Origin of the sequence: Pseudomonas sp. zfem004, from assembly GCF_032621715.1 — a bacterium.
GTDB classification, from domain to species: Bacteria; Pseudomonadota; Gammaproteobacteria; order Pseudomonadales; family Pseudomonadaceae; genus Aquipseudomonas; species Aquipseudomonas sichuanensis.
The window spans coordinates 130,716-144,994 of record NZ_JAVYJF010000016.1 but is presented as its reverse complement, the minus strand read 5'-3'; the positions used below and the strand labels follow the sequence as shown (position 1 = coordinate 144,994).

13 protein-coding genes are annotated in these 14,279 nt (G+C 65.8%); 6 read left to right on the top strand and 7 right to left on the bottom strand.

Annotated features, from left to right (window positions below; translation table 11 throughout):
• Positions 1–82: 82 nt before the first annotated feature.
• Both RTH46_RS18145 and RTH46_RS18140 read right to left on the bottom strand, forming a co-directional pair.
• A complete protein-coding gene (locus RTH46_RS18145) occupies positions 83–1,198 on the bottom strand; it encodes a P1 family peptidase (RefSeq protein ID WP_316906268.1) in 1,116 nt (371 codons plus the stop codon).
• A 17-nt stretch (positions 1,199–1,215) separates the two neighbouring features.
• Positions 1,216–2,580: an APC family permease gene (locus RTH46_RS18140; RefSeq protein WP_153786371.1), complete on the bottom strand. Its 1,365-nt coding sequence runs from the start codon at positions 2,578–2,580 to the stop codon at positions 1,216–1,218.
• 257 nt (positions 2,581–2,837) lie between these two features.
• Between RTH46_RS18140 and RTH46_RS18135 the strand changes: the two genes are divergently transcribed.
• The 4 genes from RTH46_RS18135 (at position 2,838) to RTH46_RS18120 (ending at position 7,206) form a co-directional block, all read left to right on the top strand.
• A complete protein-coding gene (locus RTH46_RS18135) occupies positions 2,838–3,623 on the top strand; it encodes a helix-turn-helix transcriptional regulator (RefSeq protein ID WP_153786370.1) in 786 nt (261 codons plus the stop codon).
• 179 nt (positions 3,624–3,802) lie between these two features.
• Positions 3,803–4,873, top strand: coding sequence for an enoyl-CoA hydratase/isomerase family protein (locus RTH46_RS18130; RefSeq protein WP_153786369.1), 1,071 nt, complete (start codon positions 3,803–3,805; stop codon positions 4,871–4,873).
• A 16-nt stretch (positions 4,874–4,889) separates the two neighbouring features.
• Entirely contained in the window at positions 4,890–6,041 is a 1,152-nt protein-coding gene (locus RTH46_RS18125) for an acyl-CoA dehydrogenase family protein (protein WP_153786368.1), read from the top strand.
• Positions 6,042–6,315: 274 nt separating this feature from the next.
• Entirely contained in the window at positions 6,316–7,206 is an 891-nt protein-coding gene (locus RTH46_RS18120) for a universal stress protein (protein ID WP_153786367.1), read from the top strand.
• Positions 7,207–7,227: 21 nt separating this feature from the next.
• On the opposite strand, the gene RTH46_RS18115 is transcribed toward RTH46_RS18120, so the two are convergent.
• From RTH46_RS18115 to ptrR, 4 genes are all read right to left on the bottom strand, one after another.
• Complete coding sequence (locus RTH46_RS18115; protein WP_153786366.1) at positions 7,228–7,749, bottom strand: acyloxyacyl hydrolase; 522 nt, start codon at positions 7,747–7,749, stop codon at positions 7,228–7,230.
• 200 nt (positions 7,750–7,949) lie between these two features.
• Entirely contained in the window at positions 7,950–8,681 is a 732-nt protein-coding gene (locus tag RTH46_RS18110; protein ID WP_153786365.1) for a phytanoyl-CoA dioxygenase family protein, read from the bottom strand.
• A gap of 45 nt (positions 8,682–8,726) precedes the next feature.
• The gene (locus RTH46_RS18105) at positions 8,727–9,170 is read right to left on the bottom strand and encodes a carboxypeptidase regulatory-like domain-containing protein (RefSeq protein ID WP_153786364.1); all 444 of its coding nucleotides are present in this window, start codon (positions 9,168–9,170) and stop codon (positions 8,727–8,729) included.
• A gap of 326 nt (positions 9,171–9,496) precedes the next feature.
• Entirely contained in the window at positions 9,497–10,375 is an 879-nt protein-coding gene (gene ptrR / locus RTH46_RS18100) for a putrescine utilization regulator PtrR (RefSeq protein WP_125463967.1), read from the bottom strand.
• A gap of 105 nt (positions 10,376–10,480) precedes the next feature.
• On the opposite strand from ptrR, the gene RTH46_RS18095 reads away from it, so the two are divergent.
• Complete coding sequence (locus tag RTH46_RS18095) at positions 10,481–11,866, top strand: aldehyde dehydrogenase family protein (RefSeq protein WP_316906267.1); 1,386 nt, start codon at positions 10,481–10,483, stop codon at positions 11,864–11,866.
• A gap of 155 nt (positions 11,867–12,021) precedes the next feature.
• Positions 12,022–12,837, top strand: coding sequence for a 3-methyl-2-oxobutanoate hydroxymethyltransferase (gene panB, locus RTH46_RS18090; RefSeq protein ID WP_153786362.1), 816 nt, complete (start codon positions 12,022–12,024; stop codon positions 12,835–12,837).
• On the opposite strand, the gene RTH46_RS18085 is transcribed toward panB, so the two are convergent.
• Complete coding sequence (locus tag RTH46_RS18085; protein ID WP_316906266.1) at positions 12,825–14,222, bottom strand: PLP-dependent aminotransferase family protein; 1,398 nt, start codon at positions 14,220–14,222, stop codon at positions 12,825–12,827. The genes panB and RTH46_RS18085 overlap by 13 nt on opposite strands.
• Positions 14,223–14,279: the final 57 nt, after the last annotated feature.

Genomic DNA, 14,279 nt, shown 5'->3' with positions numbered 1-14,279 from the left:
GGCAAGCCCGCTCCCACGCCTCAATGCGTGGGAGCCGCTCCCACGCCTCAATGCGTGGGAGCGGGCTTGCCCCGCGATACTTTTAATGCCGGGCCTGCGCTTTCCACCCTGCCTCATGCAAGGCAGTCAGCAGTGTGTCGCCATCCAACCCCGGCACCACCGCCCCGCCCTTGCCGACCATCGTCCTCCCTGCCAGCAGCGCATTGACAATCGCCTCCTCCACCGCCTCCGCCGCCGCCATGAACAACGCCGAGATATGGTCGTTGTTGAGCATCTGCACCTGCGTGCACTGGGCCAGGTCCTTGCGCCCGTAGTCAGCCGGCGGCAGGCCCTGGTTACCGGTGGAGAACGCCAGGAAGATATCGCCACTGGAGTCCTCGGTACCGCCACCGGTGCGGGCAATCCCGATCGACGCCCGTTGCGCCAGGCGCTGGCACTGGTGCGGCAGCAGCGGCGCATCGGTGGCGATCACCACCACGATCGAACCCATCCCAGGCGTGCCTTGTTCACGTTCGGCAAAGGGCGATGGCAGGTGCCCAAGCTGGCGCCCCACCGGATAGCCATCGATGCGCAACTCCTGACGCTGGCCGTGGTTGGCCTGCACCAGCGCGCCTACCGTCCAGCCGCCCTGCTGCGCCGGCAATTGCCGCGAAGCGGTGCCGATACCGCCCTTGAACTCATGGCTGATCATCCCGGTGCCGCCGCCCACCGGGCCTTCGGTTACCGCGCCGGGTGCGGCGTTGTCCAGCGCCTGACGCACCTGCAACGGGGTCACGTGCTGGCCCCAGATATCGTTGAGCAACCCGTCGTAGGTTTCCATCACCACCGGCATGCACCAGTACACGGCCTCGTCCGCCAGGCGCTCACGCTCGGCAGCGATCAGCGCATCGCGCACCACGCCGACGCTGTGGGTGTTGGTAATGGCGATCGGCGTGGTCAACAGGCCCGCCTCGCGGATCCACTCAAGGCCGGTGGCATCACCATTGCCGTTGAGTACATGGCAACCGGCAAAGCACGGCGCCAGGCGCGCGGCACCGGGGCGCGGCTCGATCACGGTGACCCCGGTGCGGATCGGCGCCGGGCGTTGTTCATCCAGCAGGGTGCTGTGGCCAACCCGCACGCCCGGCACATCGGTAATGGCATTGAACGGGCCCGGGGTGCCGTGGCCGAGGGTAATGCCCAAATGACGCGCACGCATGTCTACTCCTTGGATACTCACAATTTCTGGAAGGTCGGGCTGAGTCGGCCGTGGGTGCTGTAGAGAATGACGGACACTGCCAGCAGCCCAAGCAGGACCAGCAGGTCACGCAGCGAGGCCTGTTGCAGCAGGGTCACCAGCAGCCAGCCGGCGCCGCTCACGGCCAGCAGTGCCGGCAACGGCCACAGTGGCATGCGGTACGGGTGCTCGCGGTCGCGGCGCAGCACCCGGCTGCACAGGGCGCAGGCGGCCACTACCAGGTAGATCAGCAGCAGCAACAGCACGGTGAACGAGGTCAGCTCTTCGAGGCTGCCGGACAGGCTCAGCAGCGCCGAGGGGATGGCCAGGAACAGCGTGGCCAGCCACGGCGATTCCCAGCGCGGGTGGATCACGGTGAAGGCGCGGTTGAGGGCCGGCGTCCAGATGGCATCGCGGCCGCTGCTGTACACCACCCGGCCAACCTGGATGACGATGGCGACGATGGCGTTGAACACCGACAGGAAGATCCCGGCGCTGACCAGCCGTGCGAGGGTTTCGTTGCCGTGGGCGGTGAGCAGGTAGCCGATCGGGTCGCCGCTGGCCAGCATCGCCTCGAGCGACGGCGCACCGATCAACAGCGCGGCCAACGGGATGACTTCGATGGCCACCACCACGACCAGCGACCACAGCACCGCCCGGTGCACGGTGCGCCCGCCGTCCTTCATGTCTTCGGCCAGCAGTACCGCGCCGCCGTAGCCGTTGAAGGCGAACAGCGCCATGCCCACCGCGCCCAGCACCAGCGCCCAGGGGGCCGCCACCAGGGCACCCTGCTCCAGCACCTGTGGCTGCAGCAGGCTGGCCGTCGGCTGGCTGGCATTGCCGAAGCCCAGCGCGACGATCACCAGCAAAGCGGCCACCTCGCAGATCAGGAACAGCCCGGTGATCCAGGCATTGAGGCGAATATTGAGAATGCCCAGTGCATAGCTGGCGACCACAATCACCAGAGCCACGCTCTGGGTGTCGAATCCTGTCCCCAAGGCGTTGTTGAGGTAAGTAGCCGCGCCGGCCGCCAGCACCGGCGGGATGAACAGCATCGAGGCCAGCACGGTGAGGAAAGTGGCATAGCCTGCCAGCCCGCCGAACACCCGCTTGGCATACACGTACTCCCCGCCGGCGGTGCTGTGGGCGCGGCCCAGCTCGGCGTAGCACCAGGCGAACATCAGGGCCAGCAGCGCCGCCATGAGAAAGGACAGGAACGCGCCGCTGCCGGCCTGCTGGATGGCGAACGGGGCGATGACGAACACGGAACTGGCGGGGGTGACCGCCGAAACGGTGATGGCGACCACATCGGGCATACCCAGGCGCTGCTTGAGCGCGCTCGCGGGCGCTTCGCTGGAGCTCATGGTGTTTTTCCTCTGATTGTTATTGGTTGTGAGGGCAAAACCGGGGTCGTGCGGCCGCTGGACCTGGCTGGACTCTAGGCTGGGAGGCGCTGGGTGCCAATTACCCTATGGGGGTACGCCCCTTGACGACGTAGGGAAAGATCACCTGATACTGTGGGACGTTCATCGCGGGGCAAGCCCGCTCCCACGTTTTTGTGAGGCATCTGTGGGAGCGGGCTTGCCCCGCGATAGGCCTACATTGCGAATGCCGGGGGATCATGCACAACCTGTTCACCGAAGCCAGCGCCCACACAGGCCTGGCCCGCACCGTCGAGCAGCTCGGCCAGCCGCGCTTCTGGCGCCAGTTGATGCTGCTGTTGCAGCACTGGGTGCCGTTCGACAATGCCCTGGCGATGTTCTACCCGCGCGCCGGCCTGCCGCGGGCGCTGGAGATCTTCGATGCCCGCGGCGAGGGCAACCCCGAGGCCATGGCCCTGTACCTGAGCGGGCTGTACCAGCTCGACCCCTTCTACCAGGCCTGCCAGGAAGGCATCGGCGATGGCCTGCACCGCTTGGAAGAAGTCGCTCCGGACCAGTTCCGCCAGAGCGAGTACTACCTCACCTACTTCCACGACCATGTGCTCGAGGACGAGGTGCAGTTCATCGTGCAACTGGGCGACAGCGGCGCCCTGTCGCTGTCGCTGGGCAGCCGCCAGCGCTTCGAGGCGGCGCAGCATGGCCTGCTGGTGATGGTCTGCCCGTGGGTGCTGGCGCTGCTCGGCCAGCACTGGCAGCGTCAGGCCCCTGCCCCGGCGATGGCCAGCCAGGTGCGCGATGCCATGAGCCTGTTCGGCGCCAAGGTGCTTTCGGAGCGCGAGCTGGAGATCGCCCGGCTGGTGTTGCGGGGGTATTCGTCAAAAGCCATGGCCGAACGGCTGGCGATCTCGCCGGAGACGGTCAAGGTGCATCGGCGTCACCTGTACGCCAAGCTGGATATTTCGTCGCAACCAGAGCTGTTTTCGTTGTTCCTGCAGTCGTTGGGACATGATCCGCAGGACCCTTGAGGCCCGACGGGCTAAAGTTGAACCACCTCGGCCGGAAGGCGCGCACCCAAGGTAAAAATGCAGCCTAACCCTGCAGATTTGCCAATTGTGCAAGGCAAATTCGCATGACAGGATCCTGCGACCCGCCCGCGCATTCCAGGCTTCACTTGGAAAATCAATAACAAAGCAGGGAGAACGCGATGACCGCGCACGCTCACACCTCGGCAACGGATCATGTACTGGCCGAGGTCCGTAACCATATCGGCCACCTCACCCTCAACCGCCCCGCCGGCCTCAACGCCCTCACCCTCGACATGGTCCGCAGCCTGCAAAAACACCTGCATCGCTGGGCCCAGGATGCCGACGTGCACGCCGTGGTGCTGCGCGGCGAAGGGCCGAAGGGCTTCTGCGCCGGTGGCGATATCCGCTCGCTGCATGACAGCTACAAGGCCGGCCAGCGCCTGCACCTGGACTTCTTCGAAGAGGAATACGCCCTAGACCTGTGCATCCACCGTTACCGCAAGCCGGTCATGGTGCTGATGGACGGCTTCACTCTGGGCGGTGGCATGGGCCTGGCCCAGGGCTGCGACCTGCGTATCGTCACCGAGCGCAGCCGCCTGGGAATGCCCGAGGTGGGCATCGGCTACTTCCCCGATGTCGGCGGCAGCTACTTCCTGCCGCGCGTGCCCGGCGAGCTGGGTATCTACCTGGGCGTCAGCGGCACCCAGATAAAGGCCGCCGATGCCTTGTACTGCGGCCTCGCCGACTGGTACCTGGACAGCGACAAACTGGCCGCGCTGGATGAAGGGCTCGACCGCCTGGCCTTCGGCGACCACCCGCTCAAGGACCTGCAAGGCCTGCTCGCGCGGCTTGGCACCCAGACCCTGGGCGATGCGCCGCTGGCCAGGCTGCGCCCGGTGATCGACCACTTCTTCGCCCTGCCCGACCTGCCCAGCATCGTCGAGCAGCTACGCGCTGTGAGCATCGGCGACAGCCACCAATGGGCGCTGGACACCGCCGACCTGCTGCAGACCCGCTCGCCGCTGGCCATGGCCGTGACCCTGGAGCTGTTGCGCCGTGGCCGCCACCTGGCGCTGGAGGACTGCTTCGCCATGGAGCTGCACATCGACCGCCAGTGGTTCGACCACGGCGACATCATCGAGGGCGTGCGCGCCCTGATCATCGACAAGGACAAGCAACCGCGCTGGAACCCGCCGACCCTGGCGGCGCTCAATGCCCAGCGGGTCGACCAATTCTTCGAAGGCCTGTAAGGCCGGGAGTACGCAGATGCAAGACCTGGAACTGAGCGAAGAACAGATCATGATCCGCGACATGGCACGGGATTTCGCCCGTGGCGAGATCGCGCCCCACGCCCAGGCCTGGGAAAAGGCCGGCTGGATCGATGACGAGGTGGTGCGCAAGATGGGCGAGCTCGGCCTGCTCGGCATGGTCGCACCGGAACAGTTCGGCGGCAGCTACACCGACTACGTCGCCTATGCCCTGGCGGTGGAGGAGATCTCCGCCGGTGACGGCGCCATCGGGGCGCTGATGAGCATTCACAACTCGGTGGGCTGCGGCCCGTTGCTGGCCTACGGCAACCCTGAGCAACAACAGGCCTGGCTGCCGAAGCTGGCCAGCGGTGAGGTGATCGGCTGCTTCTGCCTGACCGAGCCCCAGGCCGGTTCCGAAGCCCACAACCTGCGCACCCGCGCCGAGCTGGTCGATGGCCAGTGGGTGATCAACGGTGCCAAGCAGTTCGTCAGCAACGCCCGCCGCGCCAAGTTGGCCATCGTGTTCGCGGTGACCGACCCGGACCTGGGCAAGAAAGGCTTGTCGGCGTTCCTGGTGCCCACCGACAACCCGGGGTTCAAGGTCGACCGCAGCGAACACAAGATGGGTATCCGCGCTTCCGATACCTGCGCGGTCTCCCTGGACAACTGCCGTATCCCTGCCGCCAACCTGCTGGGCGAGCGCGGCAAGGGGCTGGCGATCGCCCTGTCCAACCTCGAAGGCGGGCGCATCGGCATCGCCGCCCAGGCCCTGGGCATCGCCCGTGCCGCGTTCGAGGCGGCGCTGCTGTATTCTCGCGAGCGCATCCAGTTCGGCAAGCCGATCAACGAGCACCAGAGCATCGCCAACCTGCTGGCCGACATGCAGGTGCAGATCAACGCTGCCCGCTTGCTGATCCTGCATGCCGCACGGTTGCGCACGGCCGGCAAGCCGTGTTTGTCGGAGGCCTCCCAGGCCAAGTTGTTCGCCTCGGAAATGGCCGAGCGGGTGTGCTCGATGGCGATCCAGGTGCATGGTGGATATGGGTATCTGGAAGACTATCCGGTGGAGAAGTACTACCGCGATGCGCGGATTACCCAGATCTACGAAGGGTCGAGCGAGATCCAGCGCATGCTGATTGCGCGGGAGTTGAAGCACTATTCGATTTGATGCCATTGCATCGAGGTGGAAGGCACTGCGTTGTGTTGCTTGTTCTGGCCTCATCGCCGGCAAGCCGGCTCCCACAATGACAGCGCTGCACTCAAGGAATGCACTGTACCTGTGGGAGCTGGCTTGCCAGCGATGAGGCCTGCACAAGCAGTGCAAGGTAGTCGCTGCAACCTGTTCGCCGGCACAGCGGCTAGACTAAACGCACTACACCCGCACCGCAGCGCACGGTCCGGGCCAGACCTGAACGGGGGGCTGCCACACGTGGAGGTGTGCGATGAGCCAGTTCAAGCGTTTGTTCGTCATGCTCGGCCCGCAGATGCGCTACAGCCCTGCCCTGCAACGGGCCGCAGCACTGGCCGAGTCCAGCGGGGCCCTGCTGGACATCAATGTATTCGTCGACGACGTCGATACCTTCGGGCTGATGAGCGATGGCCGCGAGCGCGAACGGCTGCTCGCCGATAACCGGCAATGGCTGGCGGACGCGAAGGAGCAACTGTCCGACAACGGGCTGGATGTGTCGACCGAACTGCTGCTGACCCGCGACCCGCTGGGCAGCGCCGTCGAACAGATCGAACGCCTGGGCTGCGACCTGCTGGTCAAGGACGTGCAGCACGAACCGGTGCTCAAGCGCCTGCTGGTCACGCCACTGGACTGGCAACTGCTCAAGGACAGCCCGGTGGCCGTGCACCTGGTCAGCGATATCCGCCTGCCCCTGCCCCGCCAGATCGCCGCAGCGGTCGACCTCAACCTCCACGGCGCCGGCGAGCACCTGGACGACCAGGTGTTTCGCAGCGCCCATGCCTTGGCCCTGCAGTGCAACGCCGAGCTGCATCTGCTGCACGTGTGCGACGCGGCAAAAACCCATATCGCCGACTTCGGCGCCGGCACCGTGACCATGCCCGGCTTCGAGGGCAGCGTGCGCGCCGCCCAGCGCGCGGCGTTCAACCGCCTGGGCGATCACTATGAAATCGCCCTGGAGCGCAGGCATTTCCTTGAAGGGCCGGCGATCAAGGCGATCGCCCAGTACGTCAGCCACAGCCGCATCGACGTGATCGTCATGGGTACTCACCGGCACGATGCGCTGCACACCTTCCTCGGCGGGACCACGTCGCACGTGCTGGAGCACCCGCTGTGCAACGTGCTGGCGATCAAGGCGGTGCGCTGACAGCGCCCGCCTTCGCCGGGGTCAGAAACCCTTGCTGTAGAACAACGAGTACGACTCGATGCCGTCGTTGGGTTGCTTGATGCCAGCGTTGGAGTAATGCATGGCGCGAATGCCGATCTTCTGATCAGCCGGCAGTTTCAGGCCAAAGCCGATACGGTCTTCAAAGTTGACCGAAGAGCCCAGGCGCTGGTCGCCGACCTCGGTCTTGGAAAACGCTGCCAGGCCGATGCCGGCCTCGATGAACGGGGTATAGGTGAAGCCGCTGAATTCATATACGAACACCGGACTCAATGACAGCGAATGGGCGCCGCTGTAGTCGCCACCTTCCCAGTAGGTGTAGGCCGCATCCCAATAACCCGTCAGGTGGCCCGCACTGCTTTCCAGCCACCGCTTGTCCCAATCGAACGACGCACCGAGACGGTAGGTCATGTCGCCCTGGCTGGTGGCGCCGACTGCACCGGACAGCTGTGCGGCCTGGGCCAGGTTGACGCCGGCGAACGCCAGCACGACAGCGGCCAGGGAACTGGCAAGACGGGTGTTCATCAATGACTACTCCTGAGGGTCTTCACGAACAGGCCCGGCCTGACGTGCGCAGGCCTGCGGCAAATGGGGGCTTGGGCCCCTCGTTATGCACCTGTGGGCTGGTGCATCCAACCAGGTCACAAGTGGTAATAGTTTTCTCGATTATTGTCTGAACGCGCCATAAGTTGAAAGTACTTTGCCACTACTGACCGAGGCCTCGTTCAGTCATAGACCGATTCTTCATGCTCGCCCAGCAACCGCCGCTGGCGCGGCGTGGCCGCAGCGAGCACTTCGGGGTTGAAACGCCAGGTGAGGTAGGGCGAGAACTTCTGCGCCACCATGCGCCGGCCGTAATGCACCTGCAGCATGTCGCGCACCCTCTCGGCGCTGCGGTTGGCGCCGCCGCTGTGCCAGACATCGCTGCGCATCACCAGTGCGTCACCTGCCTGGCACAGCACCGGGCGCAGGACATGCCCTTGCCAGTTGTCCTCTCCCGTTTGGGGCTCGCGACCGGCGCGGTGGCTGCCGGGGATGATCAGGGTCGGCCCCACTTGCAGGTCGATATCGCACAGGTACAGCTGCGCCGTGAGAATCTGGGCGGGCAGGCTAAAGCGACCATGCAGCTCGGTCGGCAGTGGCATGGGCAGATGGTCCAGGTGCAGGCCCATGCCCGGGTAGCCCGGGTGGCTGCGCCAGGCGGTCTGGCCGATGACGTGGCAGTCGCTGCCCAGCACCGCTTCGGCCAGTTCGATCAAAGGTGGCAGGTCAAGGAACGGCAACCACAGTGGGTCGCGGTTGAACACACACTTGTAGTGTTCGAGCAGGCCTTGATAGTCCCAATGCAGCGGTTGCAGGCCATCGATGGCAGCGTGCAGCAAAGCGATGCGTGCTGGGTCGAGCACTCCGGGTATCACGGCGAAGCCCTGCGTGTGGAGGGACTCAACAGGGTTCATTGGTGTCCCTCCACGGGCCATGGGCACATTTGTACTCTTTATTGCTCAGCGCCAGTTCAAGTCCACCCGTGCCGGCGTCTTGCCGTCAACGTTGACCTGCTGCTGCACGCTCTGGCCGTCGGCATTGCCAGTCACCCGGTAGTGCCCCGGTGGCAGTTGCACGAAGATCAGTGGCCCGACGTCCTGCAAGGCCAGCACCGACTTGCCCTGGGCAGACTGGATATCCAACGCAGCTCCGCTCTGGAACTTGCCTTCGGCACCGGTGGACAGGGTGATGTGCAGGTCGTAGCCGGGGGTGCGGCGCAAGGCGTTGGCCTCATCCTGGCCGATGCCGCCCTGCAGGTAGCGGATGCCGTTCTGCTCCTGCGGCTGCAGTTGCACGGCTTGTGGGTCGATGGGGGCGTTGAGGTCGGCGGCCGCCGCCAAGGTCCAGGGCATGGCCAAGGTCACCAGCAGTGCCGCGCAAAGCCCGTAGTGATGAGTACGCATGGTGCATTCCTCCCTCGCAGGGATGGTCTACACAGTTTTGATGCCTGGCTGCAGCGCACGTTCGCGTGGTTTCGGACCGTTAGTCAGGTATGGGGGGCTGCTGCGCTGCCCATCGCCGGCAAGGCCAGCCTCTACAAGAAGACAGTTGCTCCCAAATGATCCCGCCGAATTCAAGACCTGCACTTTGCCTGTGGGAGCGGGTTTACCCGCGAAGCTGACACCTCGGTGCCTGGCACGGGCTATGCCCGTGTTCGCGGGTGAATCGCAGCGGCGAACCGCGGCTCCCACAAGGATCGCTCCGGGCATTTAATGTGTGAGCCTTGCACTCAACCCGCCAACGACTCGGCCCGGCGCTCCTCGAGCAATTTGATGAACATGCTCAGGCTGCGCGACACCGTGCCCCGGCGCCACACCAGCCAGGTCTTGAGGTAACGAAAGTCCTCGGCCATCGGCCAGGCGCTGACCGTGCTGCAACCGGGCATGTTGTCGAGCATGCTGCGCGGCATCATCGCCAGGCCTGCGCCTGCGCTGACGCAGGCGAGCATGCCGTGGTAGGACTCCATTTCGTGGATCTTGCCCGGAACGGCCTGGTCGTGAACGAACCAGCTCTCGAAATGGTGGCGGTACGAGCAGTTGGCGCGAAATGCGTAGATGCTCGCACCGTTGACGTCGCGGGCACGGGTGACCGGCGCATGGTGCAGCGGTGCGATGACCATCATCTCCTCTTCGAACACCGGCATGCCTTCGAGCGTGGGGTGCAGCACCGGGCCATCGACGAAGGCGGCCACCAGGCGCCCGGACAGCACGCCTTCGAGCATGGTCCCCGACGGGCCGGTGGACAGGTCGAGGTCTACCTTGGGATAGCGCTGGTTGTAGGCCGCCAGCAACGCCGGGATGCGCACCGCCGCAGTGCTCTCCAGCGAGCCCAGGGCGAAGGTGCCCTGCGGGTCCTCCCCGGCCACGGTCAGCCGCGCTTCGTGCACCAGGTCGAGGATGCGCCGGGTGTATTCGAGGAAGTTCCAGCCGGCCGGCGACAGGCGCAGGCGGCTCTTCTCGCGGATGAATAGCTCGACGCCGAGGTCTTCTTCGAGCTGCTTGATACGGGTGGTCAGGTTCGACGGCACCCGGTGGATGTGCTGGGCGGCAGCGCTGATGCTGCCGTGCTCGGCCACCGCCTTGAAGATCTCCAGTTGCACCAGGTCCACAGGTCATTCTCCAAACGTGAATGTTTCGCTCATTATTATTCAGTTTTCATTAAAGCGCGCCACCACTAGTCTGGGCTCATCGATTCATAACAAGAGACCCCCGCCATGAGCGAGATCAGCAGCCTGACCCACGCCATCTCCGTCGACCCCTACACCGGCGAGCAGATCGGCCACTATGCCTTCGACACCGACGCCGCACTGGAAGCGGCGCTGCAACGCGCCAAGGTTGGCTACAACCAGTGGCGCAAAGTGTCGCTGGGTCAGCGCAGCGAATACCTGATCGCCCTGGCCGACGCCCTGCAGGCCAACGCCGAAGACTTCGCCCAGATGATCGCCCGCGAGATCGGCAAGCCGATCGCCCAGGCCCGTGGCGAAGTCGCCAAGTGCGTCGGCCTGTGCCAGTGGTACGCCGAACACGGCCCGGCCATGCTCGCCGCCGAACCGACCCAGGTCGAGAAAGCCCGCATCGAATACCGCCCGCTGGGCCCGATCCTTGCCGTGATGCCGTGGAACTTCCCGATCTGGCAGGTGCTGCGTGGCGCCGTGCCCGCCCTGCTGGCCGGCAACACCTACGTGCTCAAGCACGCCCCCAACGTGATGGGCAGCGCCTACCTGCTGGCCGACCTGTTCAAGCGCGCCGGCCTGCCGGAAGGCGTGTTCGAAGTGCTCAACGTCACCCCTGACGGCGTCACCCGCGCCATCAACGACCCGCGCATCGCCGCCATCACCCTCACCGGCAGCGTGCGCGCCGGCATGGCCATCGGTGCGCAGGCCGGTGCCGCGCTGAAGAAGTGCGTACTGGAGCTGGGCGGTTCGGATCCGTTCATCGTGCTGGCCGACGCCGACCTGGACGCCGCCGTGAAGGCAGCCGTGATCGGCCGCTACCAGAACACCGGCCAAGTGTGCGCCGCCGCCAAGCGTTTGATCGTCGAAGCAAGCATTGTCGAGGCCTTCACTGCCAAGTTCGTCGAGGCCACCCGTGCCCTGACCGTCGGCAACCCGCTGGACGACACCACCTACATCGGCCCGATGGCCCGCTACGACCTGCGCGACGAACTCGACGGCCAAGTGCAGGCCACCCTGGCTGAAGGCGCCACCCTGCTGCTGGGCGGCCACAAGGTCGAAGGCGCGGCCAACTTCTACGCACCGACCGTGTTCGCCAACGTCACTCCGGACATGACCGCGTTCAAGCAGGAGCTGTTCGGCCCGGTGGCGGCGATCATCACTGCCCGTGACGCCGACCATGCGGTGGAACTGGCCAACGACAGCGACTTTGGCCTGGCCGCGACCATCTACACCGCCGACTACGCCCTGGCCGAGCGCATGACCAGCGCGCTGGACACCGGTGGCGTGTTCATCAACGGCTACTGCGCCTCCGACCCCCGTGTGGCCTTCGGCGGCGTGAAGAAGAGTGGTTTCGGCCGCGAGCTGTCGCACTTTGGCGTGCGTGAGTTCACCAATGCCCAGACCGTGTGGCTGGATCGCAACTGATCTGACCGCGCTGCTCGCCGGCAAGGCAGGCTCCTGCGGGGGCCGGCCTTGCCGGCGAATACCTTCTGGGCTGCAAAATCGCTCGATCCTGTGCCTTGAATCACCCTGCATCGGGTGAATAATCGATGACCTCCCGACCACCCCGGAGGTAACCGATGAGCACCCATATCCCCACCCGGCGCTTGACCATCCCCGAACTGGCCGCCATGAAAGGCCGGCAGAAGATCGTCGCCCTCACCGCCTACAGCACCCCCATCGCCCGCCTGATCGACCCACTGGTGGACTTCATCCTGGTCGGTGATTCGACCGCCATGGTCGCCTATGGCCGCCGCTCCACCCTGGCCATGCGCCTGGAGGAAACCATCAGCCACACCCGCGCGGTGATGGGCTGCACCGAACACGCCTGCGTGATCGCCGACATGCCCTTTGGCAGCTATCAGGCCTCGCCCGAGCAGGCTTTCAACAACTGCGCCCAGGTACTGGCCGAAACCGGCTGCGCCGCGGTGAAGCTGGAAAGCAACCAGGCGCTGGCCGGCACCGTGGCTTTTCTGGTCGAACGCGGCATCCCGGTGATGGCCCATGTCGGGCTGATGCCGCAGTTCGTCAACGTGATGGGCGGCTACAAGGCCCAGGGCCTGACCAAGGCCAGCGTCGAGGCGATTACCGAGGACGCCCGGGCCAACTTGGACGCAGGGGCGTTCAGCCTGTTGCTCGAAGGTGTGGCCGAGCCGCTGGCGCGGCGTATCAGCGAACAGAGCACGCAACCCTGCATCGGCATCGGCGCCTCCCCGGCCTGCGACGGCCAGATCCTGGTCACCGAGGATCTGCTCGGCCTGGGCGGGCCGCGCAAGCCGCGCTTCGTCAAGCAGTATGCCGACGTGGCGGCAGTGATCCGGGTGGCTTGCGCGCGCTACGCCAACGAAGTGCGCCAGGGCGAATTCCCCGAACTATCCCACTGCTACGGGAGCTGAGGCGCCTGGCGAACAGCTTGGGCCAGGCGCACCAGTGCGCCTTCGATGTCCTGGCGCCAGTCGACGGTGACGCTCAGGCGCAGGTGGTCGCGCCAATGGCCCGCCTGGCTGAACAGCGAGCCCGGGGCGATGACGATGCCTTCGGCCAGCAGGCTTTCGCAGACCGCATCCATGTCCACCGGGCGCATGGCCCGCAGCCAGAATGCGGCTCCGGCCTGAGGCAGGGTTGCTTGCAAGCAGTCATAGGCATGCTGCTTCAACAGCACGGCCATGCGCGCCGCGCTGGCTGCCAATTGCTTGCCCAGCAAGGTCCGCTGCCGGTCGATGCGCCCGGAACCGTAGAGCCCTGCAATGGCGCGCTGGCGGTAGGACGGTAGGCGCAAGCCTCGGGCGAAGAATGCCTCGGCCAAGGTTGCCGTGGCGCTACGGCACAACAGGTAGGCGAACGGGGCCTCGGCACCGATGCTTTTATCGAAGCTTGCGAACACCAGCAGTTGCTCCGGGTCGGCATGCTCCCGGTAACTGGGCAGGTTGGGGCACAGGCCGCCGTAGCTGTCGTTCTCGAACAGCCACACTCGGCGCCGGGCCAGCAACTCGCACAGGCGTCGCTTGTCGGCTGCCGGCATCGCGCTGCCTTGTGGGGTGTTGACCCGGGATGACAACACCGCCACGCGCACGGGCGTGGTGTCCAGCATCCGGGCCACGGCATCGAGGTCCATCCGCCCCTCCCCGTCCAGCGGCGCCTCGAAGACCTGTAGGCCCGCCGCACGCAGCCGGCCCAGTATCAACCAGGAACACGGCGACTCGACCAGCGCCACAGAACCTGCTGGGATCAACGCTTGCAGGGCGATATCGAACACGCAGCGCAGGTCCGGGCCGATGAACACCTGGTCGGCCTGCCACGGCTCGGGCGAGCCCTGGCTGTAGTCACGCGCCAGCGCCGCCCGCAGCTCAGGTTCACCCAGCGGCTGATACGGCGGCAGGTCCGCGGGCGGTGAGCGGCGCAGCAGCTCGCGTTCGAGCATCAGCAGCGGGCCATCGAGGGCGCCCAGCATGGCCGGAGCATCGCTGCTCAAGGCCAGCATTCCTGGTTGCCGGGCGCTGGCGTAGACGCGATCGAGCAGGCTGGCCGTGGGCGGCAGCGGTGACGTCGGAGCCTGTGCGACGCTGAAATAGCCGACCTTGGGCCGCGCCTGGATGCGGCCCTGGGACTCGAGCAGGGCGAAGCCTTGCTTGCAGCTGGACAGCGACACCTGCAACTGCTGGGCGACCTCGCGCAGCGAGGGCAGCCGGTGCGCTTGTCCCGAAGGCCGGGCGTCGAGCCAATGGCTGAGGTAGCGGTGGACTTTCTGGTAGGTGAAACGGGGGGTGCGCTGGGTATCCATACCTGGGCCTGACGAGAAATTATTGCCGGGGTGCGCTCCTGTGGGAGCGGCTTTAGC

Bases quoted from the DNA above. Each gene is read 5' to 3' on its own strand.
- RTH46_RS18120 (WP_153786367.1), top strand. From the start codon at position 6,316: ATGAGCCAGTTCAAGCGTTTGTTCGTCATGCTCGGCCCGCAGATGCGC.
- RTH46_RS18135 (WP_153786370.1), top strand. From the start codon at position 2,838: ATGCACAACCTGTTCACCGAAGCCAGCGCCCACACAGGCCTGGCCCGC.
- RTH46_RS18095 (WP_316906267.1), top strand. From the start codon at position 10,481: ATGAGCGAGATCAGCAGCCTGACCCACGCCATCTCCGTCGACCCCTAC.
- RTH46_RS18085 (WP_316906266.1), bottom strand. From the start codon at position 14,222: ATGGATACCCAGCGCACCCCCCGTTTCACCTACCAGAAAGTCCACCGC.
- panB (WP_153786362.1), top strand. From the start codon at position 12,022: ATGAGCACCCATATCCCCACCCGGCGCTTGACCATCCCCGAACTGGCC.
- RTH46_RS18140 (WP_153786371.1), bottom strand. From the start codon at position 2,580: ATGAGCTCCAGCGAAGCGCCCGCGAGCGCGCTCAAGCAGCGCCTGGGT.
- RTH46_RS18110 (WP_153786365.1), bottom strand. From the start codon at position 8,681: ATGAACCCTGTTGAGTCCCTCCACACGCAGGGCTTCGCCGTGATACCC.
- RTH46_RS18105 (WP_153786364.1), bottom strand. From the start codon at position 9,170: ATGCGTACTCATCACTACGGGCTTTGCGCGGCACTGCTGGTGACCTTG.
- RTH46_RS18125 (WP_153786368.1), top strand. From the start codon at position 4,890: ATGCAAGACCTGGAACTGAGCGAAGAACAGATCATGATCCGCGACATG.
- RTH46_RS18145 (WP_316906268.1), bottom strand. From the start codon at position 1,198: ATGCGTGCGCGTCATTTGGGCATTACCCTCGGCCACGGCACCCCGGGC.
- RTH46_RS18115 (WP_153786366.1), bottom strand. From the start codon at position 7,749: ATGAACACCCGTCTTGCCAGTTCCCTGGCCGCTGTCGTGCTGGCGTTC.
- RTH46_RS18130 (WP_153786369.1), top strand. From the start codon at position 3,803: ATGACCGCGCACGCTCACACCTCGGCAACGGATCATGTACTGGCCGAG.